This is a genomic window from Streptomyces sp. NPDC101194, from assembly GCF_044767885.1.
Taxonomy (GTDB): Bacteria; Actinomycetota; Actinomycetes; order Streptomycetales; family Streptomycetaceae; genus Streptomyces.
In genome coordinates, this window is the sequence record NZ_JBIWOS010000002.1 from 671,426 (window position 1) to 695,942 (window position 24,517).

25 protein-coding genes are annotated in these 24,517 nt (G+C 70.1%); 11 read left to right on the forward strand and 14 right to left on the reverse strand.

The genetic code is table 11. From position 1 onward, the window contains the following. Positions 1-55: 55 nt before the first annotated feature. Both ACIRP2_RS09790 and ACIRP2_RS09795 read left to right on the forward strand, forming a co-directional pair. On the forward strand, positions 56-358 hold the full coding sequence (locus ACIRP2_RS09790; protein WP_404248244.1) for a hypothetical protein: 303 nt from the start codon (positions 56-58) through the stop codon (positions 356-358). 6 nt (positions 359-364) lie between these two features. Next, on the forward strand, positions 365-1,573 hold the full coding sequence (locus tag ACIRP2_RS09795) for a glutathionylspermidine synthase family protein (protein ID WP_404248246.1): 1,209 nt from the start codon (positions 365-367) through the stop codon (positions 1,571-1,573). Positions 1,574-1,604: 31 nt separating this feature from the next. On the opposite strand, the gene rocD is transcribed toward ACIRP2_RS09795, so the two are convergent. After that, positions 1,605-2,810: an ornithine--oxo-acid transaminase gene (rocD, locus tag ACIRP2_RS09800; protein ID WP_404248248.1), complete on the reverse strand. Its 1,206-nt coding sequence runs from the start codon at positions 2,808-2,810 to the stop codon at positions 1,605-1,607. A 216-nt stretch (positions 2,811-3,026) separates the two neighbouring features. On the opposite strand from rocD, the gene trpS reads away from it, so the two are divergent. Beyond that, a complete protein-coding gene (gene trpS, locus ACIRP2_RS09805) occupies positions 3,027-4,040 on the forward strand; it encodes a tryptophan--tRNA ligase (RefSeq protein ID WP_404248250.1) in 1,014 nt (337 codons plus the stop codon). A 111-nt stretch (positions 4,041-4,151) separates the two neighbouring features. Then, positions 4,152-4,742: a 2'-5' RNA ligase family protein gene (locus ACIRP2_RS09810; protein WP_404248252.1), complete on the forward strand. Its 591-nt coding sequence runs from the start codon at positions 4,152-4,154 to the stop codon at positions 4,740-4,742. A gap of 38 nt (positions 4,743-4,780) precedes the next feature. On the opposite strand, the gene ACIRP2_RS09815 is transcribed toward ACIRP2_RS09810, so the two are convergent. Both ACIRP2_RS09815 and ACIRP2_RS09820 read right to left on the reverse strand, forming a co-directional pair. Beyond that, entirely contained in the window at positions 4,781-5,581 is an 801-nt protein-coding gene (locus ACIRP2_RS09815) for a decaprenylphospho-beta-D-erythro-pentofuranosid-2-ulose 2-reductase (protein WP_404248254.1), read from the reverse strand. Between the two features lie 123 nt (positions 5,582-5,704). Next, complete coding sequence (locus ACIRP2_RS09820; RefSeq protein ID WP_404248256.1) at positions 5,705-7,054, reverse strand: FAD-binding protein; 1,350 nt, start codon at positions 7,052-7,054, stop codon at positions 5,705-5,707. A 140-nt stretch (positions 7,055-7,194) separates the two neighbouring features. Between ACIRP2_RS09820 and ACIRP2_RS09825 the strand changes: the two genes are divergently transcribed. Beyond that, positions 7,195-8,124: a YihY/virulence factor BrkB family protein gene (locus ACIRP2_RS09825; protein ID WP_404248258.1), complete on the forward strand. Its 930-nt coding sequence runs from the start codon at positions 7,195-7,197 to the stop codon at positions 8,122-8,124. On the opposite strand, the gene ACIRP2_RS09830 is transcribed toward ACIRP2_RS09825, so the two are convergent. Beyond that, positions 8,072-9,517 carry a D-alanyl-D-alanine carboxypeptidase gene (locus ACIRP2_RS09830; RefSeq protein ID WP_404248260.1) on the reverse strand — a complete coding sequence of 482 codons (1,446 nt, stop codon included), beginning with the start codon at positions 9,515-9,517 and terminating at the stop codon, positions 8,072-8,074. The genes ACIRP2_RS09825 and ACIRP2_RS09830 overlap by 53 nt on opposite strands. Here ACIRP2_RS09830 and ACIRP2_RS09835 point away from each other — a divergent pair. The 3 genes from ACIRP2_RS09835 (at position 9,456) to ACIRP2_RS09845 (ending at position 12,820) form a co-directional block, all read left to right on the forward strand. Beyond that, complete coding sequence (locus tag ACIRP2_RS09835; protein ID WP_404248262.1) at positions 9,456-9,701, forward strand: SCO4848 family membrane protein; 246 nt, start codon at positions 9,456-9,458, stop codon at positions 9,699-9,701. The two genes, ACIRP2_RS09830 and ACIRP2_RS09835, sit on opposite strands and share 62 nt — an antisense overlap. 30 nt (positions 9,702-9,731) lie before the next feature. Then, positions 9,732-11,075 (forward strand): metallophosphoesterase, encoded by a 1,344-nt coding sequence (locus ACIRP2_RS09840; protein ID WP_404248264.1) that lies wholly within the window; start codon positions 9,732-9,734, stop codon positions 11,073-11,075. A gap of 188 nt (positions 11,076-11,263) precedes the next feature. Beyond that, positions 11,264-12,820, forward strand: a complete 1,557-nt coding sequence (locus ACIRP2_RS09845) for an ABC transporter substrate-binding protein (protein WP_404248266.1) — start codon at positions 11,264-11,266, stop codon at positions 12,818-12,820. 85 nt (positions 12,821-12,905) lie between these two features. Here ACIRP2_RS09845 and ACIRP2_RS09850 read toward each other — a convergent pair whose 3' ends face one another. From ACIRP2_RS09850 to ACIRP2_RS09865, 4 genes are all read right to left on the reverse strand, one after another. Further along, complete coding sequence (locus tag ACIRP2_RS09850) at positions 12,906-13,616, reverse strand: TetR family transcriptional regulator (RefSeq protein ID WP_404248268.1); 711 nt, start codon at positions 13,614-13,616, stop codon at positions 12,906-12,908. A 24-nt stretch (positions 13,617-13,640) separates the two neighbouring features. Continuing rightward, positions 13,641-14,078: a thiol-disulfide oxidoreductase DCC family protein gene (locus tag ACIRP2_RS09855; protein WP_404248270.1), complete on the reverse strand. Its 438-nt coding sequence runs from the start codon at positions 14,076-14,078 to the stop codon at positions 13,641-13,643. 7 nt (positions 14,079-14,085) lie between these two features. Next, positions 14,086-14,517, reverse strand: a complete 432-nt coding sequence (locus tag ACIRP2_RS09860; protein WP_404248272.1) for a hypothetical protein — start codon at positions 14,515-14,517, stop codon at positions 14,086-14,088. Positions 14,518-14,584: 67 nt separating this feature from the next. Next, on the reverse strand, positions 14,585-15,811 hold the full coding sequence (locus ACIRP2_RS09865; protein WP_404248274.1) for an MFS transporter: 1,227 nt from the start codon (positions 15,809-15,811) through the stop codon (positions 14,585-14,587). An 88-nt stretch (positions 15,812-15,899) separates the two neighbouring features. Here ACIRP2_RS09865 and ACIRP2_RS09870 point away from each other — a divergent pair, with 88 nt between their 5' ends. Then, positions 15,900-16,409 carry a MarR family winged helix-turn-helix transcriptional regulator gene (locus tag ACIRP2_RS09870; protein WP_404248276.1) on the forward strand — a complete coding sequence of 170 codons (510 nt, stop codon included), beginning with the start codon at positions 15,900-15,902 and terminating at the stop codon, positions 16,407-16,409. Positions 16,410-16,664: 255 nt separating this feature from the next. Here the strand turns inward: ACIRP2_RS09870 and ACIRP2_RS09875 are convergent, their stop codons facing one another. The 6 genes from ACIRP2_RS09875 to ACIRP2_RS09900 all read right to left on the reverse strand — a co-directional run bounded on the left by ACIRP2_RS09875 (position 16,665) and on the right by ACIRP2_RS09900 (position 21,610). Beyond that, positions 16,665-17,261, reverse strand: coding sequence for a hypothetical protein (locus ACIRP2_RS09875; RefSeq protein ID WP_404248278.1), 597 nt, complete (start codon positions 17,259-17,261; stop codon positions 16,665-16,667). A 181-nt stretch (positions 17,262-17,442) separates the two neighbouring features. Continuing rightward, complete coding sequence (locus ACIRP2_RS09880; RefSeq protein WP_404248280.1) at positions 17,443-18,201, reverse strand: succinate dehydrogenase iron-sulfur subunit; 759 nt, start codon at positions 18,199-18,201, stop codon at positions 17,443-17,445. Further along, positions 18,201-19,955, reverse strand: coding sequence for a succinate dehydrogenase flavoprotein subunit (sdhA, locus tag ACIRP2_RS09885; RefSeq protein WP_404248282.1), 1,755 nt, complete (start codon positions 19,953-19,955; stop codon positions 18,201-18,203). The genes ACIRP2_RS09880 and sdhA overlap by 1 nt, the downstream gene beginning before the upstream one ends. A gap of 29 nt (positions 19,956-19,984) precedes the next feature. Beyond that, positions 19,985-20,461: a succinate dehydrogenase hydrophobic membrane anchor subunit gene (locus ACIRP2_RS09890; RefSeq protein ID WP_351074396.1), complete on the reverse strand. Its 477-nt coding sequence runs from the start codon at positions 20,459-20,461 to the stop codon at positions 19,985-19,987. 5 nt (positions 20,462-20,466) lie between these two features. Next, positions 20,467-20,847: a succinate dehydrogenase, cytochrome b556 subunit gene (gene sdhC, locus ACIRP2_RS09895; protein ID WP_072486591.1), complete on the reverse strand. Its 381-nt coding sequence runs from the start codon at positions 20,845-20,847 to the stop codon at positions 20,467-20,469. A 217-nt stretch (positions 20,848-21,064) separates the two neighbouring features. Continuing rightward, positions 21,065-21,610, reverse strand: a complete 546-nt coding sequence (locus tag ACIRP2_RS09900; RefSeq protein ID WP_404249430.1) for a 2-oxo-4-hydroxy-4-carboxy-5-ureidoimidazoline decarboxylase — start codon at positions 21,608-21,610, stop codon at positions 21,065-21,067. 297 nt (positions 21,611-21,907) lie between these two features. Here ACIRP2_RS09900 and ACIRP2_RS09905 point away from each other — a divergent pair, with 297 nt between their 5' ends. Both ACIRP2_RS09905 and ACIRP2_RS09910 read left to right on the forward strand, forming a co-directional pair. Further along, entirely contained in the window at positions 21,908-23,512 is a 1,605-nt protein-coding gene (locus ACIRP2_RS09905; protein ID WP_404248285.1) for a glycoside hydrolase family 20 protein, read from the forward strand. A 139-nt stretch (positions 23,513-23,651) separates the two neighbouring features. After that, positions 23,652-24,464, forward strand: coding sequence for a DUF4328 domain-containing protein (locus ACIRP2_RS09910; RefSeq protein WP_404248287.1), 813 nt, complete (start codon positions 23,652-23,654; stop codon positions 24,462-24,464). The last annotated feature ends 53 nt before the right edge of the window (positions 24,465-24,517 follow it).

Here is a 24,517-nt window from a genome sequence, read left to right on the forward strand (position 1 = left end):
AGTCTGAGACGAACGGCCTTATTGGCTTGATTCACACGTCGGGGGAGGCGGAGACATGGCCGATGGGAAGAAGGTCACGCGCAAGCTGAGGTCGAGCACGGTGGTGCTCGGCGGGATGGGGATGCTCGCGGCGGTGATCACCTCATGCGGCTCGGAACCGGACAAGCGGTGCGTCGACCCGCTGACCCACAAGCAACTGCCCAACTACAAGTGCAAGAGCGGTAGTGGCAGCGGTAGCGGCGGCGGTTCGTACTACTACGGCGGCGAGAGCAGGAACGGCAAGGTGGAGGGCGGCAGCTTCGACAAGGCGGCCGTCCAACGCGGTGGCTTCGGCTGCTCGGGCACCGGAGGCGGCTGAACCGCCATGGAGCGACGTACCGCGCAGCCGCGCCCCGGCTGGCAGCAGACGGTGGAGAGCCAGGGAGTCGTCTACCCGCTCACCCGTCACCCGGACGGCTCCCTGCGCCCGTACTGGGACGAGAGCGCCTACTACGTCTTCTCACTGCCCGAGGTGGAGGCGCTGGAGGAGGTCGTCGAGGAACTGCACGCGATGTGCCTGGCCGCCGCCGCACACATGGTGGAGCGGGGCCGCCTCGCCGAACTCGGCATCACCGACGACCGGTTGGCCTCGCTGGTCGCCGATTCCTGGCACCGTCGCGACGAACTGCCGTCCCTGTACGGCAGGTTCGACCTGTGCTACGACGGAACCGGCCCGGCGAAGATGCTGGAGTACAACGCGGACACCCCCACCTCTCTGGTGGAGGCCGCCGGCGCGCAGTGGTTCTGGATGGAGGACCGCTTCCCGGGCGCCGACCAGTGGAACTCCCTGCATGAACGCCTCGTCGGGGCGTGGCGCCGGCAGGCCGCGCTGCTGCCCGCCGGACCGGTGCACTTCGCGCACTCCGAGGGCGACGAGATCGGCGAGGACCTGATGACGGTCGCCTATCTGCGGGAGACCGCGGAACAGGCCGGCCTCGACACGGAGGCGCTCTCCGTCGAACGGATCGGCTGGGACCGGCTGGCCGGGCGTTTCGTGGACGAGCGGCTCCGCTTCATCCGCAGCTGCTTCAAGCTGTACCCGTGGGAGTGGCTGGCGACCGACCGGTTCGGTCCGCACGTGCTGGACACCCTCGACAACGGCGGCGGCACCGGCACCACCTGCTGGATCGAGCCCGCCTGGAAGATGCTCCTCTCCAACAAGGCGCTCCTGGCGATCCTCTGGGAGCTCTACCCGGGCCATCCGAATCTGCTCGCCTCGTACCTGGACGGTCCCCGCGAACTGGCGGCGGCGGGTCCGGGCGCGGGCCGTGGCGACGGCCCCGGCTATGTCGCCAAACCGCTGCTCGGCCGGGAGGGGGCGGGGGTCACCATCCACGAGCCGGGAAGCCCCGCGGTGCTGCGGGACGAGCCGTGCTGCTACCAGGAGCTGGCGCCGCTGCCGGACTTCGACGGCAACCGGGTGGTGCTGGGGGCGTGGGTCGTCGAGGACGAGGCTGCCGGGCTCGGCATCCGCGAATCGGCGGGGCCGGTCACGGACGAGTACGCCCGCTTCCTGCCCCACGTCATCCTCTGACACCGGTCCGGCGGCCGCCGGCGACGGGAGCTCAGCCGCGCAGGACGCCGCGGAGCTGCTCCAGCCCCCAGTCCAGGTCCTCCTTGCTGATCACCAGCGGTGGGGCGATCCGGATCGTCGAACCATGGGTGTCCTTGACCAGCACCCGGCGGTCCATCAGCTTCTCGGAGATCTCCCGGCCGGTCCCGTGGCTCGGGGCGATGTCGACGCCGGCCCACAGCCCCCGGCCGCGTACCTCCTCCACCGCGCCCCCGCCCACCAGCAGCCCCAGCTCCTGATGGAGGTGCTCGCCCAATTCGGTCGCCCGCTGCTGGAATTCGCCGGTCCGGAGCATCGCGATGACCTCCAGCGCGACCGCGCAGGCAAGGGGATTCCCGCCGAACGTCGAGCCGTGCTCGCCGGGCCGGTACACCCCGAGCACGTCCTGCGAGGAGACCACCGCCGACACCGGCACCACGCCGCCGCCCAGCGCCTTGCCGAGCACGTACATGTCCGGTACGACGCCCTCGTGCTCGCAGGCGAAGGTCTTCCCCGTCCGCCCCAGGCCCGACTGGATCTCGTCCGCGATGAACAGCACGTTCCGCTCACGGGTGAGCTCACGCACCCGGGGGAGGTAGCCGGGCGGCGGCACCAGCACCCCGGCCTCGCCCTGGATCGGTTCCAGCAGCACCGCCACGGTGTTCTCGGTCATCGCCTCCGCGAGCGCGTTCAGATCCCCGTACGGCACGATCTCGAACCCCGGCGTGTACGGACCGAAGTCCTCCCGCGCCTCATGGTCCGTGGAGAAGCTGATGATCGTCGTCGTCCGGCCGTGGAAGTTGTTCGCGGCGACGATGATCTTCGCCATGCCGTCCGGGACACCCTTCACCCGGTAGCCCCACTTGCGGGCGGTCTTGACCGCGGTCTCCACGGCCTCGGCGCCGGTGTTCATCGGCAGCACCGACTCCATGCCGCACAGATCGGCGAGCCGGGTGCAGAAGTCGGCGAACCGGTCGTGGTAGAAGGCCCGAGAGGTGAGCGTCACCCGCTCCAGCTGAGCCCTGGCCGCGTCGAGCAGCCGTCGGTTGCCGTGACCGAAGTTGAGCGCCGAGTATCCGGCGAGCATGTCGAGGTAGCGGCGGCCCTCGACATCGGTCATCCAGGCTCCGTCCGCCGAGGCGACGACGACGGGCAGCGGATGGTAGTTGTGCGCGCTGTGCGCCTCGGCGGAGGCGATGGCATTTTCCGTGGTCGACACGGGATCTCCGTTCGTCGTGCGGCGTGGGCGGGGGGTGGTGCCCACTTTGTATCGTCGGTCGGAACCCCGGTGAGGAAACCTTCGATTCACGGCGCGCCCGTCCGCCGACGGACCGGGGTGTGTTCCTCGTCTCATTCGCGACGGTGTGCGCCCCGGGGCCACACACCTTCCGTACCGGCTGCCGGAGATCGGTTCCGTACCTGAGACAATGGCCCCATGGCCTCTGAACGCCCCCGCGTGCTCTCCGGAATCCAGCCCACCGCAGGCTCGTTCCACCTCGGCAACTACCTCGGCGCGGTCCGCCAGTGGGTGGCGCTGCAGGAATCCCACGACGCCTTCTACATGGTCGTGGACCTGCACGCGATCACCATTCCGCAGGACCCCGCCGAGCTGCGCGCGAACACCCGGCTCGCCGTCGCCCAGCTCCTCGCCGCCGGCCTCGACCCGGAGCGCTGCACGCTCTTCGTTCAGAGCCACGTCCCGGAACACGCCCAGCTCGGCTGGATCATGAACTGCCTCACCGGCTTCGGCGAGGCGTCCCGCATGACGCAGTTCAAGGACAAGTCCGCCAAGCAGGGTGCCGACCGCACCACGGTCGGTCTCTTCACGTACCCGATGCTGATGGTCGCCGACATCCTGCTGTACCAGGCCGACCAGGTCCCGGTCGGCGAGGACCAGCGCCAGCACCTGGAGCTGACCCGTAACCTCGCCGAGCGGTTCAACGCCGGCTACGGCGACACGTTCACCGTGCCGGACCCGTACATCCTCAAGGAGACGGCGAAGATCTACGACCTTCAGGACCCGTCGGCGAAGATGAGCAAGTCGGCGGCCACTCCGAAGGGCCTGATCAACCTCCTCGACGAGCCGAAGGCCACCGCCAAGAAGGTCAAGAGCGCGGTCACCGACACCGACACGGTCATCCGCTTCGACCGGGCCGAGAAGCCCGGTGTCAGCAACCTGCTGTCCATCTACTCGACGCTGACCGACACCGCGATCGCGGATCTGGAGCAGAAGTACGAGGGCAAGGGCTACGGTGCGCTCAAGACCGACCTCGCCGAGGTCATGGTCGAGTTCGTCACACCGTTCCGCACCCGCACCCAGGAATACCTGGACGACCCGGAGACGCTGGACTCGATTCTGGCCAAGGGCGCGGAGAAGGCCCGTGCCGTGGCGGCCGAGACCCTGGCCCGGACGTACGACCGGATGGGCTTTCTGCCCGCGAAGCACTGAGTCCAAGGACCCTGGCGGTTTCGCGACCGCAGGCGTCACACTGGCGATGGGATGTCGACCCGGTGGATGGCCGAAAATCGACCATCCATCATCGAGGATGAGGAGAACGATGTGGGGACCGTAACGCTCGGCGTTTCGATCGCGGTCCCGGAGCCCTACGGCAGCCTGCTCCAGGAGCGGCGCGCGAGCTTCGGGGATCCTGCCGCGTACGGCATTCCCACCCACGTCACCCTCCTTCCGCCGACCGAGGCCGAGGCGGCCGTTCTGCCCGCGATCGAGGCGCATCTCGCCCAGGTCGCCACCGGCGGCCGCGCGTTCCCGATGCGGCTGTCCGGCACGGGGACCTTCCGTCCCCTCTCGCCGGTCGTCTTCGTCCAGGTCGTCGAGGGGGCCTCTGCCTGCTCGTGGCTGCAGAAGCGGATCAGGGACGCCTCCGGGCCCCTGGTGCGCGAGCTCCAGTTCCCGTACCACCCGCATGTGACCGTGGCGCACGGCATCGCCGAGTCGGCGATGGACCGGGCGTACGAGGAACTCGGCGACTACGAGGCCGCCTGGACCTGCGACTCCTTCGCGCTGTACGAGCAGGGTCCGGACAGCGTCTGGCGAAAGATCAACGAGTTCCCGTTCGGCGCCGGGGGCGGCGCGCCCGCCGTGCCCGCGCAGGGCGGCTCCTCCGTGGACGAGCCCTCGCTGCACCCCTGAGGCCTCACCCCCGAGGCCCCGGTGCCCGTTTCCCCCGCTCAGACCGGCAGGCGCCGGAACAGCGGGCGCGGCACGTGCCGCAGTGCCGACATCACCACCCGGAGCGACCCCGGCACCCACACCGTCTCCGAGCGCCGCCGCAGCCCCGTCACGATCGCCGCCGCGACCGCGTCCGGGGTCGTCGTGAGGGGCGGGGCCTCCAGCGGCGCCTCGGCGAACCGTGCCGCGGTGAGGGGCGGCGCCGCGGCCCCGGCCGCCGCTTCTGGACGTACGGCGCCGGGGCGTACGACCATCACATGCACCCCCGTGCCGTGCAGCGCGTCCCCGAGCCCCTGCGCGAACGCGTCCAGGCCCGCCTTGCTGGACCCGTAGATGAAATCGGCGCGTCGGACGCGCTCGCCCGCCACCGAGGACAGCACCACCAGTGAACCGTGCCCCTGCGCCTGCAGCGCGCCGGCGCACACCAGCCCGGCGGAGACCGCCCCGGTGTAGTTGGTCCGGGTGACCCGGACCGCGGAGAGCGGCTCCTCCTCGTCGCGCTCCTGGTCCCCCGCGATGCCGAAGGCGAGAAGCACCACGTCGATGTCGCCCTCGGCGAAGATCTTCCCGAGGACGGTCTCGTGGGACTCGGAATCGAGGGCGTCGAAGTCGACCGTACGGACGTCCGCACCGCGTGCGCGCAGCTCGGCGGCGGCCCGGTCGAGGGCGGGGGAGGGGCGGCCGGCCAGCCGGACCGTGCGGGTACGGCCGGCGATCAGCCGGCGCGCGGTGGCGAGAGCGATCTTCGACGTGCCGCCGAGGACGAGCAGGGACTGCGGGGCACCGAAGGCGTCCTTCACGGAAACACTCCTTGCGGACGAGCGGACGAGCGGACGAGCGGACGAGCGGACGAGAGGGCGAGCGGACGAGAGGGCGAGAAGGCGGAAGCCGGCGCGGCGCGGTGCGGCGGTGGTGGCCGACGGTCAGAGCGACAGGCGGCGCGACAGGTCCGAGCGGAACGCCCCACTCGGGTCCAACTCGGCGCGCAGGGAACGGAATTCGGTCAGTCGCGGATACATCGCGGCCAGCATCTCCGGACGCAGTCGGGAGTCCTTCGCCAGACAGACCCGGCCGCCGGCCCCCGCCACCTCCTCGTCCAGCGAGTCCAGGAACCCGGCCAGGCCGGGCAGGGCGGCGGGCAGGTCGAGGGCGAGTGTCCAGCCGGGCATCGGGAACGACAGCCAGCCCGGGTCGCCCCCGCCGAACCGTTTGAGCACGGCGAGGAGCGAAGGACAGCGCCGCTGGGAGATCCGGCGCACGATCCGGCTCAGCGCCTCCTCCTGTCCGTGCCCGACGACGAACTGGTACCGCACGAACCCGCCGCGGCCATGGACGCGGTTCCAGTGCGGCGGGCCGTCCAGGGGGTGGAAGAAGGCGGAGAGTCTCTGGAGTTCGCCGATGCGGTACGTGGGGGCGGTGCGGTACCGGAGCTCGTTGAAGAGGGCGACGGAGGTGCGGCCGAGCAGGCCCTGGGGTACGAGCGCGGGTACGGCGGGCCGCTGTCCCGGGCGGAACGCGAGCGGTGCGCGCCGGGCGCGCGCGGGGAGCGCGTACTGGGGCAGGTGCTCCCCGCGGGTGAGTACGGAGCGCCCCGTCGCCCGGCCGCGGGCGAGGAGATCGATCCAGGCGGCCGAGTAGCGGTAGCGGTGGTCCCCGGCGGAGAGCCTGGCCAGCAGGTCGTCCAGGTCGACGGTCCGTTCGGTGTCGACCGACATCCAGGAGCTGGTGACGCGGTGCAGCCGGAGCGTGGCCGAGAGGATCACCCCCGTCAGCCCCAGTCCGCCCGTGGTCGCGTCGAAGAGACCGGTGCCGGGCCGGACCGTACGGATCCCGCCGTCGGCGCTCAGCAGCTCCAGCTCCTGGACGTGCCGGGAGAAGGAGCCGGAGAAGTGGTGGTTGTGGCCGTGGATGTCGGCGCCGATCGCGCCGCCCACGGTGACATAGCGCGTGGCCGGTGTGACGGGGACGAACCAGCCGAGCGGCAGCAGCACCTCCATCAGTCGGTGCAGGCTGACCCCGGCGTCGCAGACCACCAGGCCGGACCCGGCGTCGATGGTGCGGATCCGGTTCAGCGCGGTCATGTCGAGGACGGAACCGCCGGCGTTCTGCGCGGCGTCGCCGTGGGCCCGGCCGAGGCCCCGGGCGATGGACCCGCGGGGTCCGCAGCCGCGCACGGTGGCCGCCGCCTCCTCGTACGTCCGGGGGCGGAAGCGCAGCGCGGTCGTCGGGGCGGTGCGGCCCCAGCCGGTCAGGGACACGGTGTCGACAGACATGGTGGTGACCGTATCGCCCGAGAAAACCCTTTCGAGGGATTTGTTACAACACTCACCGGTATGGGTGATTGAGGAGATGTCGGCTCGTACGGCAGTGAAGGGAAGCCGGTTTTCCGTGGCCGGGAGGGTAGTCGTACGTCATGGACTGGCTGAAAAAACTCCCTGTCATCGGGCCGATCGTCTCGCGGCTGATGACGACGCACACCTGGCGCTCGTACGAGACGCTGGAACGCGTCCACTGGAGCAGGCTCGCCGCCGCGATCACCTTCATCAGCTTCCTGGCACTCTTCCCGCTGATCGCGATCGGCGCGGCGGTCGGTGCCTCGCTGCTCTCCGCCGAGCAGCTCCACCGGATCGAGCACCAGATCTCCGAGCAGGTGCCGGGCATCTCCGACCAGCTCGGCATCGGCAACCTGGTGGCGCACGCGGGCACGGTCGGGCTCGTCGCCGGTGCGTTTCTGCTCTTCACCGGCGTCGGCTGGATCGGTGCGATGCGGGGCTGTCTGCGCGCGGTGTGGGACATGGACGACGTGGACCTGGGCAATCCGGTCATCCGCAAACTCAAGGACGTCGGGCTGCTCCTCGGCCTCGGCGGGGCGGCGCTCGCGACGCTCGCCGTCTCCTCGGCCGGCTCCGTCGCCGTCGGCTGGACCGCCGGTCTGCTGGGCATCTCGGACCGCGGTGCGGGCGGTGTGGTGCTGCAGGTGGCCGCCCTGGTCGTGGCGGCCCTCGCCGACTTCCTGCTGCTGCTCTATCTGCTGACGCTGCTGCCGGGGGTCGAGCCGCCGCGGCGCAGGCTGCTGGTCGCCGCGGTGATCGGCGCGGTCGGCTTCGAACTGCTCAAGCTGCTGCTCGGCAGCTACATGAGGAGCGTCGCCTCGAAGAGCATGTACGGCGCCTTCGGGGTGCCGGTCGCGCTGCTGCTGTGGATCAACTTCACCGCGAGACTGCTGCTGTTCTGCGCCGCCTGGACGGCGACGCGGAGCGGCAGGGGCACCGGGAAGGACTCCGCGCCCGTCAGCGGCGAGGGAGGCGGCGCACCAGGTCCGGCAGCGGCCAGCGCCGGTTGATCAGGAACGCGCCGCCGGCCAGCAGCACCACGACACCTCCTGCGATGCCCAGCGCGATCCCCATGCCCCCGCCGCCCCCGCCCGCGGCTGCGGGGGCGTGCGAGGAGCCGTTCCTGCCTTCGTTCTCCCCGGTGTCCGACGTGGGGCCCTTGCCGGTTCCGGTTCCGCTCCCGTCCCCGGTGTCGGCGGACTTCGGCGGGACCAGTTCGCCGACCGGGGTCACCTTGCCGCTCGCGTCGAACCCCCAGTCGAGGAGGCTGGCGGCCTCCTTGTAGACGGCGTGGGGCTTCTCGGACGACGGGTTCATGACGGTGACCAGCAGCACCCGTCCATCGCGTTCGGCGACACCGGTGAAGGTGTTGCCCGCGTGCGTGGTGTAGCCGTTCTTGACGCCGGCGATGCCCTTGTACGGGGCGACGCCGTCCGCACCGGTGAGCAGCCGGTTGGTGTTCTGGATCCCGAAGCTCTCGCGCTTCCCGTTCTTCTTCTTCGCGCCCGGGAACTCGGCCTCGGCCGTCGAGCAGTACTCCCGGAAGTCCGCCTTCTGCAGGCCGCTGCGGGCGAACAGCGTCAGGTCGTACGCACTGGATACCTGATCGGGCGCGTCGTATCCGTCGGGCGACACCACGTTCGTGTCGAGTGCCTGCAACTCCTCGGCGTGGGCCTGCATGGCGGCGACGGTTTTGGGGACGCCGCCGTACATCGCGGACAGCACGTGCACCGCGTCGTTGCCCGAGCGCAGGAACACCCCGAGCCACAGGTCGTGGACCGTGTAGCTGAGGTGCTCCTTGACGCCGACGAGACTGCTGCCCTCGCCCAGACCGGCGAGGTCCTCGTCCTGCACCGTGTACGTCCGGGTCTTCGGCTGGAGCGAGGGCATCACGGTGTCCGCGAAGAGCATCTTCAGGGTGGAGGCGGGGGGCAGCCGCCAGTGCGCGTTGTGCGAGGCGAGCACCTGGCCGCTCTCCGCGTCCGCGACGATCCAGGACCTGCCCGTGAGCTCCTTGGGCAGTACCGGGGCGCCTGCCCCCAGCTTGACCTGCGTGCCCGTCCGGCCCAGCAGCTCGCCGCCGACCCGGGACATGCCGGCGGGTGGCTTCGGCCGGTTGTCGGAGGTGTCCTTGCCGGCCGCCGATGCCGGACCGACGGTCAAAGCGGACAACAAGGCGGCAGAGGTGACCGTCAATGCGATCTTCTTCAGAGCAGGCACGGTCGGAAACGTACAGGGTGAAGATATGGATGGGGACACGGACGGCCTGACCCGCCGTGCGTACCGCCGGGACAGCCCACCCCGGGCGACTTTGCCGGAGCGCGGCGGAGATACTGAATCCATGAAGCTCAGCCGCCCCGTCTCCTGGTTCCTGCTCGCCTTCGGGGTGTGGAGCTGGTTCATCTGGATCACTTTCGTCAAGAACCTGTGGAAGGACGGCAGCGGACTCGCCTTCGACGACGCGGGTGACCCGACCACGTACTTCTGGGTGCATCTGCTGCTCGCCATCGCTTCCTTTCTTCTGGGGACGGCGGTTGGTGTGATCGGGTTCCGTGGAGTCAGGGCTCTGCGTCGAGAACATGTGTGACAGGCCGTACGGCGGACAGGGGGAACGCGAGTGGCAGTGGCCGGAATCGCACTGACGGCGGTCGTGGTGCTCGCGCTGCTCATCGGCGTGCACCGCTACCTCTGGCGCCGTTTCGTCGGTGACACGACGACCGAGGGCAGCGCCCTGCGCGCCGTCGGCACGGTGGCCGCGTACGTCCTGCCGCTGCTGAGCGTCGGCGCCCTGGTCTCCGGCCGCGCGGGTGCGCCCTTCTGGCTCCAGCGGGTGCTGGCCTGGCCGGGATACCTGTGGCTCGCCGCGCTGCTCTATCTGACGCTCGCACTGCTGGTGGGCGAGGTGGTACGGCCGGTGCTGCGGCGACTGCTCGCGCACCGTGCGAGCGGGCCGGACCGGGCCACGGCGACGGAAGCGCCCGCATCCGGGACCACCGGGACCACCAGCACCGCCGAGTCCGCCGGAACTGCCGCCGCCGCCACCGCGGAGGCCGCCGGGGCCACTGTCACCGCGGACACCCTCGTCGTTGCCACTCCCGCCACTCCCGCCACCCCCGCCCCGTCCCGCCCCGCCGACCCCACACGGCGGCTGTTCGTCGCGCGGGCCGTCGGGGGCGCCGCCGCCGTCGCGGGGCTCGGCACGGTCGGCCACGGCACGTACGGCGTGCTGCGCGGGCCGCGGGTCGAGCGGATCACCGTGCCGTTGGCCAAGCTGCCCCGTTCCGCGCACGGCTTCCGGATCGCCGTCGTCAGCGACATCCATCTCGGCCCGATCCTCGGCCGCGCCCACACCCGGCGGATCGTCGACACGATCAACCGGACCCAGCCGGATCTGGTCGCCGTCGTGGGCGATCTCGTCGACGGAACCGTCGCGGACCTCGGTCCGGCCGCGGAGCCGCTCGCGCGGCTGAGCGCCCGGCGGGGAAGCTACTTCGTCACCGGGAATCACGAGTACTACTCCGGTGCCGCCCAATGGATCGATCAGGTCAGGGAATTGGGACTCCACCCGCTGGAGAACGCCCGGGTCGAGATCGACGGATTCGATCTCGCGGGTGTCAACGACGTCGCCGGGGAGAGCGAGGGACAGGGGCCCGATTTCGGGGCCGCGCTCGGCGACCGGGACCGGACGCGGGCCGCCGTCCTCCTCGCCCACCAGCCCGTCGTCATCCACGAGGCCGTCGCCCACGGCGTGGATCTCCAGCTCTCCGGCCACACCCACGGCGGTCAGCTCTGGCCGGGCAACCTCATCGCGGAACTGGCCAATCCCACGGTCGCCGGCCTCGACCGCTACGGCGACACCCAGCTGTACGTCTCGCGGGGCGCGGGAGCCTGGGGGCCGCCGGTCCGGGTCGGCGCGCCCTCCGACATCACCGTCGTGGAACTCGCCTCCCGTCAGGCCTGACCCTCCGTCGATGGCTGGTTACAGACCCTCTGGGAACGCGAAGGTTTCAAGTGCCGAACAAAAGGCTATGAGTCCCAGTTTGGGTCTTCCAGATGTGAAAATCGTGTGATTGGCTGATCGCGAGCATGCGGTGATGTGCGGATCTGAAGCGCAACGCCGAGGTGGGGCTGGTAAGGGAGAGCACGTCAATGCGGTCGGTCCGGGTACGGATTCTCGCGATTCTCGCGGTTTTGGTCATCGCAGGCGTCGGAGCCTGGCAGCTGCTCCCCTCGGACGAGGTGAACAAGGACCCGATCGCGGTCGGTACCACGGACGAGGTGACCTCGCTCGACCCGGCGGGGGCGTACGACGCCGGTTCCTGGGCGATGTACAGCAACATCTACCAGTCCCTGATGACGTTCAAGCCCGGGGCGACCGTCCCCGAGCCCGACGCCGCCGAGAGCTGCGGGTTCATCGGCCAGAAGCTCCAGACGTACCAGTGCAAGCTGCGTGACGACCTGTCCTTCTCCAACGGCCGCAAGATCACCGCTGCAGATGTCAAGTACTCCATCGAGCGGATGATCAAGATCAAGACGGATGTCGGTCCGTGGGTCCTGTTCCCGAGCCTCAAGAACGTGGTGGCCGACGGCCGCACCATCACCTTCAACCTCTCCTCGCGCGACGCGACCTTCCCGCAGAAGCTCGCCACGGGTGCCGGGTCGATCGTCGACCGTGAGTCGTACCCGCCGAACAAGCTCCGGACCGGAAGCACGGTCGACGGCTCGGGACCGTACCTCCTGAAGTCGTACCGGCCGGACGTCAGCGCCGAGCTGGTTCCCAACCCCCGGTACAAGGGTGCGCTGAAGAGGACCGGTGTCCCGGTCACCGTGCGCTACTTCAAGGAGTCGGACGCACTGCTGGCTGCCTGGCAGGCCGGACGGATCGATGTGACGCACCGCCAGCTGCCGCCGGCCACGCTCGCCGAACTCAACCCCGGCGACCCCGACCTGCGCGTCACGGAGGCGGACAGTGCCGAGATCCGCAATCTCGTCTTCAACGTCCGCGACGGCTCCCCGCTCGCGAACAAGAAGGTCCGGCAGGCCATCGCGTCGATCGTCGACCGCGCGCCGCTGGTGACCGACATCTACAAGGGCACGGTCGAACCGCTCTACTCGCTGATCCCGCAGGGCTACATCGGGCACAGCACGCCGTTCTTCGACGCCTACCCCGCGCCCGACCGCGCGCGTGCCAAGAAGCTGATGCAGGAAGCCGGTGTGCAGACGCCGCTGGCGATCACCTTCGGCTACCGCGGCGGCGACGAGGCCTACGAGAAGGAGACCGAGGAGCTGCGCCGCCAGCTGGAGGCGGACGGGCTGTTCAAGGTGTCGGTCAAGCCCGTCGACTGGCAGAAGTTCCAGAAGGAGTACGCGGCCGGCAAGTACGACGCGTACACCGTCGGCTGGCTCCCCGACTACCCGGACCCCGACACCTTCAGTCAGCCGCTGGTCGGCCACGACAACAGCCTCCACAACGGCTACTCCAGCAAGAAGATGGACTCGCTGATCAGCTCCACGCTGCAGTACAGCGACCGCGGCCGTACCTCGACGGACTTCAAGGAACTCCAGGCACTGGTCGGCGAGGACGTGCCGCTCGTGCCGCTGTGGCAGAAGAAGGACTACGTCATCAGCAAGACCGACGTCTCCGGTTCGCAGTACCTCTCGGACGGCACCGGCATCTGGCGGCTGTGGGAGCTGCGGCGGATCTGAGGCCCGTCGCGCCCGTCCCGGCGCGGACGACAGGGACTTGGGGGCGGTCGGTCCCGGCACTGCCGGGCGGCCGCCCTCCGTCCGTTCAGGCCCGGCGCTTCGCGGCGCCGGGCAGGAACTCCTCCAGCACTTCGTGAATCTGTCGCACCAGCGGGCGCAGCACCCGGAACCGGGAGAGCGCGATGGCGCGGGCGGCGATCGGCGCGGAGCGCTCGACCAGACGGCGGCTGCGTTCGGTGTGCTCCGTCCGGTCGTACACCCAGTACAGCACCAGGCCCATCTGTATCAGCCACATCAACTGCGGCAGCAGTTCGGCCAGTTCGGGGTCGACCTTGGTGTCGGAGCCGGCCAGGCAGCGCCGGTGGATGGAGATCGCCGCCTCGCGGGCGGCGACCGAATCCGCGGAGAACGGGCTCAGCGGACTCTCCGGGTCGGCGGCGTTCTTGAAGAACTGGGCGGCGAAGCGGTGGTACGGCTCCGCCACGTCCAGCCACGTGACGAGGACCCCGCGCATCCGCACCGCGAGGTCCTTGTCACCGTCCAGGACCGGTCGCACCGCCGCTTCGTGCTCGGCGGCCAGCCGGTCGTAGAAGCCCTGGACGAGGTGTTCCTTGTTCGTGAAGTAGTAGTAGGCGTTGCCGACGGAGACGCCGGCCTCCTGGGCGATGGCCCGCATCGTCGTCTTGTCGTAGCCGCGTTCCTGGAAGAGCCGGAGCGCGGTTTCGAGGATGAGTGTGCGGGTCTGCTCGCTCTTGGGAGCCTTGACTTCCTTCACGTCCTTCGCTTCCTTCACCACAACCCTGAGGGTATCGGCGTCCGGTCAGCCCTCGGGCCCGGGGACGGTGCCGGCGGTGCAGACGCCGTCCCCGTCGCCGCACGGTGGCGCGGTCAGCGAACGGTACTTCGCGGCGGCGAGCACGGTGGCCCGCGCGAAGGGGCGGCCCGCCGGGGTGGCCAGCCAGTGGGACCTGGGCCGGTGTTCGGCCAGTGCCCAGAGGCAGACGATCAGGGCGGACGTCCCGCGCCAGATCTGTCCCCCGTCGCCGATCACCGTGATCTCGTCGAGCGTTCCGGCGTGGTCGAGCCCGGGAAAGCGGCGGCGCGCCTCCTCGGAGGCCACCGGGACGAGGTCGAGCGGGACGAGCCTGGGCTGCTTCATCAGCCACTGGCGCAGATGGAGGCAGAGCGGGCAGCGCGCGTCGTACAGCACCGTGAGGCCGTGGACGGGGAGCCGCTGCCCGACCGCTTCGGCGGTCATGGCGCGCTCAGGCCTTGGCGGCGGGTGCGGCCCACGGACCGTCGCCCGGTCCCGTCCAGCCCTGCGGCGCGACGGGCGGGGCCTGCTCACGCTCCATCAGACCGCGACGGCGGATCTTGTTGAGCACATAGACATTGCCGAGGTGCAGCACACCGAGGACGAGCAGGACGACGCCGAGCTTCACCGAGAGTGCCTCGAAGAGCCCGCGGGCGTCGGCGACCTTGTCGTCGTTCCTCAGATAGAGCGTGACGAAGCCCAGGTTGACCAGGTAGAAGCCGACCACCAGCAGGTGGTTGACGGCATCGGCGAGCTTCTCGTTCCCATGCAGTACGTCGGCGAGGAACACCTTGCCGTTGTGGCTGAGTGTGCGCGCGACCCAGACGGTGAGCGCCACGCTGATCAGCAGGTAGACGACGTACGCGACAACAGTGAGGTCCATGCCCCACCCTCCCTTGAACGCGTTCAAAAGCTGTTGTCATGGACAGTAGACCCATCTTTGAACATGTTCAAGTCGCCATCTCGGCGGCGGGTTCCGCCGCTTTGCCGGGCGCCCCGAGGCGTCGCACGCCCGGTACCGCCGCCGTCGCCAGACAGGCCCCGCCGACCGCCACCGCGGCGACGGCCAGCGGTACTTCGGCGCCCCAGGCCGAGGCGGCGAGCGGGGCGAGCGTGTAGCCGAGCGGCATCGCACCGAGCGAGAGCAGCCAGTCGTACGAGGTCACGCGGGCCAGGGCCTGCGCGGGCACGGCGGACTGGACCGTGGTCTCCCAGACCGGGTTGAGGAAGCCGAGGCCCGCCAGGGCGACGCCGTACGCGGCGATGGTCGCGGCGGCGGGCGCGTGGACGGCGAGGAGGCCGAGCGGGAGGGCGTACGTGGCGAGGCCCAGGTTGGCGACCAGGATCGGGCGGCGGGGGCGGGCGCGGCCGGCCAGCAGGGAGCCGATGAGCAGGCCGACCGCGCCGGTCTGGAGCAGGGCGACCCAGACGCCCTTGCCGCCCAGCTCGTGGACGAAGAGGGCCGGGCCCACGGTCATCAGGACCGCCGCCGCGCCGTTCCAGACGGCGTGGGCGATCAGGCTCGTCCAGTACCAGTCGCGGCCCCGTACCTCGCTCCAGCCCTCCTTGAGGTCACTGATCAGGGAGCGTCGGGGAATGGGTACGTGCCGGACCCTCATGGCGGACAGCAGCGCCGCGCTCACCGCGAAGCTCGCGCCGTCCAGGACGAAGGCCCAGCCGGGCCCCGCGGTCAGGATCAGGGCTCCGGCGAGGGCCGGACCGCCGAGCCGGGTCGCGCTGTTGACCACCGCCATCAGCGAGTTGGCGCGCAGCAGTCCCGATTCCGGCACGGTGCCGCGGATCAGGGGGGACACGGTCGGCATCGCGAACGCCCCGGCGGCGCCGCCGATCGCCTCGGCGACCGCGATCTGCCAGAGCGCGGGGGAGCCCCCGAGCAGCTCCGCGCCGACGAAGAACTGGGTCGCGCACCGTACGAGATCGGTGGTGAGTGCGACGGTCCGGGCGTTGAAGCGGTCACCGACGACACCCCCCAGGGGCAGCAGGAGCAGCTTGGGGACCATCGCGCAGCCCAGCACCAGGGCGAGCGCCCCGGTCGAGCCTGTGGCCAGGTAGACGGCCAGGGAGAGGGCGGTGGGGATGGCGGCGTCGCCGAGGAGCGAGAGGGTGCGTCCGATGAAGAGCAGGCGGAAGGCGCGCGTGCGCAGAGGATGCGGCATGCGCGAGAATGTATTTCGGAGACGAAATATTCGTCAACGAAATATCTTGTTCCGAAGGGAAGTTGGAGGTCGGGCGTAGGCTTTCCCCATGGAGCGACGCGACTGGACCGACGGACATGTGGAGCGCTGGAAGCCCGTCCTTCCCGACCTCGATCCCGATGTCGAGGGCGCGGTGACCCGGATGAAGAAGCTCTCCGTCCATCTGCGCCGGGTGCGCGAACAGTCCCTGGTCGACTTCGATCTGGACCGTCAGGAGTTCGACACGCTCCACAAGCTGGCCGGACGCGGCGGGACGGCGGCGCCCTCCGAACTCGCCGCCGACCTCGACCTCGCACCCGCCTCCGTCACCGGCCGGCTGGACGCGCTCGAACGGCGCGGCTTCGTCCGCCGCACGCCCTCCACCACCGACCGCCGAAGGGTCGACGTGGAACTCACCGACGAGGGCCGCTCGACCTGGCTCGGTGCGATGGACGTCCTCGGGCACGAGGAGTACCGGCTGCTCGGCGTCCTCGACGAGGACGAACGCACGCTGCTCAACGACATGCTGCGACGCATCATGGTGGTCGCCGAGGACCGGGGCGGCGCCGCCTGGGACTGAGAGCCTGTCGGGTGACCTCCGACCGGGCGGCCACGCCCCGGCACGCACGCTTCCCGCGTTGTCGTCGGTCGCCGACGCTCCGCGTCGACTCCCTCCTCCGCCGTGGAATCGCACGCACCGGACCGCGTCCGCCATCCGATCCGAGGCCACCCGACAGGCGCTGAGCCGACCGGTGCTCAGACCCCTTCCGGCCGCCGCCCCCCTGCGACCGTGGCCTCCGGCTCCCGGCTGTCGGGAGCCGGAGGACCCTGCCCGTCAGATGCTCATCGAGCGGGCGGTGTTGATCTGTGCCATGACCATCGGGAAGGTCTCCGGGCCCATCGCCGGGATCATCGTCGAGTGGTGCCTGCCACCGCTGGTGACCGAGACCTGGATGAAACCGGTCGTCTTCTTCTCCTTCATCAGGAGGAAGAGCAGGCCGATCAGGCACAGCAGCGCGAAGACGATCGCGAGGACGATCGCCACCGTCGGGATCTTCTCCTCGGTGCGCGACAGGTCCGTGGCCGTCCACACCGCTCCCTTGAGCGGCATCGTGCCGGCCGGTGTCACGATCTGGTCGTTCATCACGGTGATGTCACCGAACGTCAGCATGGGAGCGCCGCCACCGCCGGGAGGCATGCCCGGCTGCTGCGGATAGCCGTAACCGGGCATGGTCGGCCCGCCCGCCTGCTCCGGAGGGTAGCCGTAGCCGGGACCGGGCTGGGCCGCGGAGTCGGGCAGCTGTTGCGGGTAGCCGTAGGCCGGCGCGGACTGCCCGTGGCCCTGGCCGTCCGCGACGGTGGGCGGATTGCCCGGCTGCTGGGGAGGTCCCCACTTGTATGAGTCGTCCGCGTACGGATTCGGATCGCTCAACGTTCCCCGCTTTCGATCAAGCCTGTGCGCCCCGTGCCCTGCTGCGCCGGAGGCGGCGAACCGGTGTCCGGTCCCGCACGACGGTACCGTCCGGACCCGGGCGGCGCAGCAAGAGGCCCCGCTTCCCGCGGTGTTCGTGCGGAAAACGGGGCCCGGGATGCGACCGGTGTGCCGGTGGCGGTCAGAAGCGACGCGTGATCAGCGCCCGCTTGACCTCCTGGATCGCCTTGGTGACCTCGATGCCACGCGGGCAGGCGTCCGTGCAGTTGAAGGTGGTGCGGCAACGCCACACACCGTCACGGTCGTTGAGGATCTCCAGGCGCTGCTCGCCGCCCTCGTCGCGCGAGTCGAAGATGAAGCGGTGCGCGTTGACGATGGCCGCCGGGCCGAAGTACTGGCCGTCGTTCCAGAACACCGGGCACGAGGACGTGCACGCGGCGCACAGGATGCACTTGGTGGTGTCGTCGAAGCGCTCGCGGTCCTCGGCGGACTGCAGACGCTCGCGGGTCGGCTCGTTCCCCTTGGTGATGAGGAAGGGCATGACGTCGCGGTACGCCTGGAAGAACGGCTCCATGTCGACCACGAGGTCCTTGAGGACCGTGAGGCCCTTGATGGCCTCGACCGTGATCGGCTTCTCCGGGTTGATGTCCTTGATCAGCGTCTTGCAGGCGAGCCTGTTCTTGCCGTTGATCCGCATCGCGTCGGAGCCGCAGATGCCGTGCGCGCAGGAGCGGCGGAACGTCAGCGTGCCGTCGATGTCCCACTTGATCTTGTGAAGGGCGTCGAGCACACGCTCCTTCGGGTCGATCTCGATCTGGAAGTCCTGCCACTGGGCCTCGTCGGAGACCTCGGGGTTGAAGCGGCGGATCCGGAAGGTGGCCGTGATGTACGGCGAGGCGGCGGACTGCGCCTCGACCTTGTCCAGAGTCGGGGTTGCCATCAGTACTTACGCTCCATCGGCTGGTAGCGGGTCTGGACGACCGGCTTGTAGTCGAGCCGGATCGACTCGGTGCCGTCGGCCGAGACCTCGCGGTACGCCATGGTGTGGCGCATGAAGTTGACGTCGTCGCGGTTCGGGTAGTCCTCGCGGTAGTGACCGCCGCGGGACTCCTTGCGGGCCAGCGCGGAGGTCGCCATGACCTCGGCCAGGTCGAGCAGGTTGCCCAGCTCGATGGCCTCCAGAAGGTCCGTGTTGAACCGCTTGCCCTTGTCCTGGATGGACACGTTGAGGTAGCGCTTGCGCAGCTCGGCGATCTTCTCGACGGCCGTCTTGATGGTCTGCTCGGTGCGGAACACCATCACGTTGGCGTCCATGCACTCCTGCAGCTCAAGGCGGATCGCGGCGACCCGCTCGCTGCCCGTCGAGTTGCGCAGCCGCTCGATCTGGTCCTCGACCAGCTGCGTCGGGTTCTCCGGAAGCTCGACGAAGTCGTGCTTCGCGGAGTACTCGGCGGCACCGATGCCGGCGCGACGTCCGAAGACGTTGATGTCGAGCAGCGAGTTGGTGCCCAGGCGGTTGGCGCCGTGCACGGAGACGCACGCGACCTCGCCGGCGGCGTACAGGCCGGGCACGACGGTGGTGTTGTCGGCCAGCACCTCGCCCTCGACGTTGGTCGGGATGCCGCCCATGGCGTAGTGCGCGGTCGGCTGGATCGGGATCGGGTCCGTGTAGGGCTCGATGCCGAGGTACGTGCGCGCGAACTCGGTGATGTCCGGGAGCTTGGCGTCGAGCTGCTCCGGCGGCAGGTGCGTGAGGTCGAGGTAGACGTGGTCGCCCTCGGGACCGCAGCCGCGGCCCTCACGGATCTCCGTGTAGATGGAGCGGGACACGACGTCACGGGACGCGAGGTCCTTCATGACCGGCGCGTACTTCTCCATGAAGCGCTCGCCGTCCTTGTTGCGGAGGATGCCGCCCTCACCGCGGGCGCCCTCCGTCAGCAGGATGCCCATGCGCCAGATGCCCGTCGGGTGGAACTGGAAGAACTCCATGTCCTCCAGCGGCAGGCCGCGGCGCCAGGCGGCGGCCTGGCCGTCACCGGTCAGGGTGTGCGCGTTCGACGTCACCTTGAAGAACTTGCCGGTGCCACCGGAGGCGAAGATGATCGACTTCGCCTGGAAGACGTGGATCTCGCCGGTGGCCAGCTCGTACGCGACGACGCCGGCCGACTTCTTGACCCCGTCGACCTCCTGGAGCAGGAGGTCCAGGACGTAGAACTCGTTGAAGAACTCCACACCCTCCTTGACGCAGTTCTGGTACAGCGTCTGGAGGATCATGTGGCCGGTGCGGTCCGAGGCGTAGCAGGACCGGCGGACCGGGGCCTCGCCGTGGTTACGGCTGTGGCCGCCGAAGCGACGCTGGTCGATACGGCCCTCGGGCGTGCGGTTGAACGGCAGGCCCATCTTCTCCAGGTCGAGAACGGAGTCGATGGCCTCCTTCGCCAGGATCTCGGCGGCGTCCTGGTCGACCAGGTAGTCGCCGCCCTTGATCGTGTCGAAGGTGTGCCACTCCCAGTTGTCCTCCTCCACGTTGGCGAGCGCGGCGGCCATGCCGCCCTGCGCGGCGCCCGTGTGGGAGCGGGTCGGGTACAGCTTCGTGAGCACGGCGGTACGGCTGCGCTTGGTGGACTCGATCGCCGCGCGCATACCGGCGCCGCCGGCGCCGACGATGACGGTGTCGTACTTGTGGATCTGCATGATTTCCTCTGGTCCCTCTGGCCCGGCGCCTAGCGGATGTTCGGGTCGAAGGTGAAGATCACCAGCGTGCCCAGCAGGACGGTGAACACCGTGGCGGTGTACAGCAGCATCTTCAGCCAGAAGCGGGTGTTCTCCCGTTCGGCGTAGTCGTTGATGACCGTACGGAGGCCGTTGGCGCCGTGCAGCATGGCCAGCCACAGCATCGCCAGGTCCCAGAGCTGCCAGAACGGCGAGGCCCAGCGGCCCGCCACGAAGGCGAAGCCGATCTTGGAGACGCCGCCGTCCAGCACCAGCTGGATCAGCAGGTGACCGATGACCAGGACGACCAGGACGATGCCCGACAGGCGCATGAAGAGCCAGGCGTACATCTCGAAGTTGGTGCGCGAGGCCTTGGGGGTCTTGCCGGTCCGCTTGCGCGGCGGCTCGATGACCGGGGCCGGGTGGTCGACGTCGTAGAGGCTGACGCCCTCGACGGACCCGATCGCGGCGGAGGACTCGGTGGACATTGGCCTCAGCTCCCGAAGACTTCGCGTACGGCGTGGCCGAGGACGGGGTACAGGGCCCCGACCATGAGCACGACCCAGATCCCCACGACGGACCAGAGCATCTGCTTCTGGTAGCGCGGGCCCTTGGCCCAGAAGTCCACGGCGACGATGCGGAGGCCGTTCAGCGCGTGGAAGAGAATGGCGGCCACCAGGCCGTATTCGAGGAGCGCGACGATCGGCGTCTTGTACGTGGCCACGACGTCGTCATAGGCCTCGGGGGAGACGCGGACGAGAGCGGTGTCCAGGACGTGTACGAACAGGAAGAAGAAAATGAGGACACCGGTGACTCGATGAGCCACCCAGGACCACATGCCTTCCCGGCCGCGGTACAGCGTTCCAGCCGGCACGGAAGAACCCTCCGGGAGCGGGGATTGGGGCCGGCCGGCTTGACTGTCGGTCTGACCCGGCCGGGTACGGTCCACCGGCCCCGGCCATCGTAGCGACGCTTTGTCGGTTCGTTCGCGCGGGGGCCTCTGGTGTGATCAAAGTGGCAATCAAACAGGCACGGACGGGCTAGAAGCGGGCGGGAACGGGCTGCCCGGCGCTGCCGAACGGCCCATTCCGTTACGAACCCGATATCAGGCCGATGATGCGGCCCCGGGCGAGTCGTCGCATCTCCTCCGCGGTCACGACCCGCTCCTGGTCGGGGTCGTGACCCAGCCTGGCCCGGATTCCGGCGAGCACCTGGTCCGGCTGTTCGGCGGGCTCGATCGCGTCCAGGCAGATCACGAAGACATGGCCGAAGCGGCACTCGTACGCGGCGTGCGCGGCCCGCAGGGCGAGATGGGCGGAGTGCGGCGCGGTGTCGTGCAGCCCGGGGGAGACCTCGGCGGCGAGCGCCTCGGCGAGGTCCTCGGGGGGCAGGTCGTAACCCGCCTCGTCGGCGGCGGCGAGCAGTGCGTCGATGTCGGGGTACGGGCGGTGGGCGGCCAGCCGCCGCGCCCAGCGGCGGCTGGCGAAGCACTCCAGCAGCGCGCCCTCGGCCTCGGCGGACGGTGCGGTGTTGAAGCGGTCGAGGCCGTGGTCACGGGCCCCGGCCCGGCCCGGACCGGAGTCGCGCGGCGCCGGATCCTGGACGGGTACGGCCGTCCGGGTGGCCGGTCGGCGCAGTCGCTTCGGGAGGCCGGCGGGGGACTCGCTGGACCTGGACAGCGTGGGCTCCTCGAATCAACGACATCTGTGAACCTGGGTGCGGCGGGACGGGTGAGACCAGGCGGATACAGGGTGAAGGGAGAGACGGATGTGCCTCAAAGCTAGCGAAGCCGGGCAACGGTCGTCCGACGGATGCGCGAACTTCACCCGGACGGGAGAGTTCCGGAACGCTTGAGGGATCGTCTCCCGAGGAGAATGCCCGGCCGTCTCGCTGTTTCTGTCCTGTTTCTCACCTATATCGGAGGTTTCTTGCCGATGTCGCCCTCACGCGGCACTCTCGTGGCCGGTGCGGCCCTCACCGCGGCGGCCGCCGCGACGATCGCCGTCGTCGTCTGGCCGGAAGGCTCCGGCGGCGGCCTCGCGGGGCAGTCGGGGGCCCGCACCCCCTCCGGCTCCCCGGCCACCCCCTCGCCGACCCGGAGCTACCCGCTCTCGACGCCGCCCCGCACCATCCCCGCCGTGCGCGAGCACATCGCCGCCCGCGGCCCCGGCTGGCGGCCCGGCCCCGCCGCCGGGGTCGTCATCGCCGGCGGCAGCGGAGCGCTCGCGGACGAGGGGCAGCTGCTCGCCCAGGAGCTGAAGATCCACTACCGGGGCAGCGTGCCCGCCCGCGCCGGTGACGTGGAGCTGGCCCTCACCCCGGGCCGGGGCACCCCCGAGTCGTACACCCTGAGGACCCATGACGGACGGGTCACGATCAGCGGACCCGACCAGGCCGGTGTCTTCTACGGAACCCGCACCCTGAAACAGTCGGTGCGCGCCGACGGCAGCATGCCCGAGGGCGAGGTGCGCGACCGCCCCGACCGGCCGCAGCGCGGCCTCAACCTCGACATCGCGCGCAAGTACTACAGCGTCGCCTGGATCGAGGACCGGCTCCGCGAGATGGCCGACCTCAAGCTCAACCAGCTCGGCCTGCACTTCTCCGACGACCAGGCGTTCCGCATCCAGTCCGACACCCACCCCGAGGTGGTGTCGCCGGAGCACCTGACCAAGGCGGAGGTGCGGCAGATCCTCGGGCTCGCGGACCGGCTGCACATCCAGGTCGTCCCCGAGATCGACTCGCCGGGCCATCTGGGCGCGGTGCTGCGGGCGCACCCCGACCTCCAGCTGCGCAATGTCTCGGGCGTGCGCTCGCCCGGATCGCTCGACATCTCGAACCCGGGGGCGGCGAAGCTCGTCGACGAGCTCCTCGGCGAGTTCACCGAGCTGTTCGGCGGCCGGTACTGGCACCTCGGCGCCGACGAGTACCTCGCTCTCATGGCGCGGGACCCGGCCGCCTCGTACCCGCAGCTGCAACGCGCCGCCCAGCAGAAGTACGGACCGCAGGCCGGTATCAAGGACCTCGCCACCGGCTGGCTCAACGACCGGGCGGCGGTGGTGCGCCCGCGCGGCAAGCAGCCCAAGGCATGGAACGACGGCTTCTTCCGCGACGGCGTCGTCCACGCCGACAAGGACATCGAGGTCGAGTACTGGACGGGCAAGGAGTACGGAGCCCGGCCGCCGGAGGAGTATCTGAACGAGGGCCGACGGGTGGTCAACCTCAACGACGAGTTCCTCTACTACGTACTCGGCCAGCCCAACAACTTCGTCTATCCCACGGGCAAGCGGATCTACGAGCAGTGGACCCCGCTCGTCCTGCGCGGCACCCAGCCGGTCCCGGCGCGTTACTCCGGTCAGATCCTCGGCGGCCGGTTCGCGGTCTGGGGCGACCTCCCGCAGGCACAGACCGCGGCGCAGGTGGCGCAGGGCATCCGGCTGCCGCTGCGGGCGACGGCCCAGAAGCTGTGGGACCCGGGCAAGCCGAAGCTGAGCTGGGATCAGTTCCGGGCGCTGGCCGCACGGATCGACAGGACGGGCTGAGCGGGGCGGGGCGAGCGGCAGGCGGCATTACCTGTGGACAGCGTGATGGGCCGGGGATACGTTCGCAGGCCGCGCGCCCCGGGGGAGGGGCGCGCGATTCTCCGCACCCGAACCGAGAATCCTGGGGGGTTCCACCGTCATGCTGTGCTCCGCCTGCCGTCTCAGACCGCCGGTCACCGAGGACGGGCGCTGTCTGCTCTGTGCCGGTCCGGCCGGGCCGCCCCCGATGCCGCCGGTCCCGGCCTTCGTCGCCCCGCAGCAGTACCTGCGCTCGCCGGACGGGCTCGCGAAGGCCGTCGTCGTTCTGCTGGCCGCCGTCGCCGTGGCGGATCTGTTCGCCGTGGCGACGGGGCTGAACGTCCGCCGTGTGCTCGGGGAGGGGCTGGACGACGGCTTCGCCACGTACGACGAGGCGGAGGCGACTCTCGCGGACGACCTGTACGCGGGCGCGGGCGTGCTGCAGGTCCTCATGACCGTGGCCACCGCGGTCGTCTTCATCATCTGGTTCCGGCGGGTGCGGCTCAACGCCGAGGTGTTCGACCCGAGCGCGCAGCCGATGGGGGTCGGCTGGGCCGTCGGCGCCTGGTTCGTACCGATCGCCAACCTGGTGCTCCCGCGCCGGATCGCCGGCGGCATCTGGACCGCGAGCGCGCAGACCGACCCCGACGGCGGTTGGCGCACGGTGCCGACCACCGTGATGAACCTGTGGTGGGGCGCGTGGGTCTGCTCGCTGGTCGTCTCCCGGTACACGTCCCAGCAGTACTGGAAGGCCGAGGAGCCGCAGGAAATCATGGACGCGGCGGGCCTGCTGATGGCGACCGACGCCCTCGACCTCGTGGCCGCGGTGCTCGCCGTTCTCTTCGTGCGCAAGCTGACCCGGATGCAGGGGGAGCGGGCGGCCCTCGGTGTGTATCCGCTCAGCGTGCCGCCCGCGCCGGGTCGGGCCCACTGAAGCCGGCCGGGGGCGTGCCGGTCGACCGATGCTATTCGGCCTTGACGGTGACG

Coding starts and splice junctions, on each gene's coding strand:
- ACIRP2_RS09790 (WP_404248244.1), top strand. CDS start 56: ATGGCCGATGGGAAGAAGGTCACGCGCAAGCTGAGGTCGAGCACGGTG.
- ACIRP2_RS09795 (WP_404248246.1), top strand. CDS start 365: ATGGAGCGACGTACCGCGCAGCCGCGCCCCGGCTGGCAGCAGACGGTG.
- trpS (WP_404248250.1), top strand. CDS start 3,027: ATGGCCTCTGAACGCCCCCGCGTGCTCTCCGGAATCCAGCCCACCGCA.
- ACIRP2_RS09820 (WP_404248256.1), bottom strand. CDS start 7,054: ATGTCTGTCGACACCGTGTCCCTGACCGGCTGGGGCCGCACCGCCCCG.
- ACIRP2_RS09825 (WP_404248258.1), top strand. CDS start 7,195: ATGGACTGGCTGAAAAAACTCCCTGTCATCGGGCCGATCGTCTCGCGG.
- ACIRP2_RS09835 (WP_404248262.1), top strand. CDS start 9,456: ATGAAGCTCAGCCGCCCCGTCTCCTGGTTCCTGCTCGCCTTCGGGGTG.
- ACIRP2_RS09830 (WP_404248260.1), bottom strand. CDS start 9,517: ATGAACCAGCTCCACACCCCGAAGGCGAGCAGGAACCAGGAGACGGGG.
- ACIRP2_RS09845 (WP_404248266.1), top strand. CDS start 11,264: ATGCGGTCGGTCCGGGTACGGATTCTCGCGATTCTCGCGGTTTTGGTC.
- ACIRP2_RS09855 (WP_404248270.1), bottom strand. CDS start 14,078: ATGACCGCCGAAGCGGTCGGGCAGCGGCTCCCCGTCCACGGCCTCACG.
- ACIRP2_RS09860 (WP_404248272.1), bottom strand. CDS start 14,517: ATGGACCTCACTGTTGTCGCGTACGTCGTCTACCTGCTGATCAGCGTG.
- ACIRP2_RS09865 (WP_404248274.1), bottom strand. CDS start 15,811: ATGCCGCATCCTCTGCGCACGCGCGCCTTCCGCCTGCTCTTCATCGGA.
- ACIRP2_RS09870 (WP_404248276.1), top strand. CDS start 15,900: ATGGAGCGACGCGACTGGACCGACGGACATGTGGAGCGCTGGAAGCCC.
- ACIRP2_RS09880 (WP_404248280.1), bottom strand. CDS start 18,201: ATGGCAACCCCGACTCTGGACAAGGTCGAGGCGCAGTCCGCCGCCTCG.
- sdhA (WP_404248282.1), bottom strand. CDS start 19,955: ATGCAGATCCACAAGTACGACACCGTCATCGTCGGCGCCGGCGGCGCC.
- ACIRP2_RS09890 (WP_351074396.1), bottom strand. CDS start 20,461: ATGTCCACCGAGTCCTCCGCCGCGATCGGGTCCGTCGAGGGCGTCAGC.
- ACIRP2_RS09905 (WP_404248285.1), top strand. CDS start 21,908: ATGTCGCCCTCACGCGGCACTCTCGTGGCCGGTGCGGCCCTCACCGCG.
- ACIRP2_RS09910 (WP_404248287.1), top strand. CDS start 23,652: ATGCTGTGCTCCGCCTGCCGTCTCAGACCGCCGGTCACCGAGGACGGG.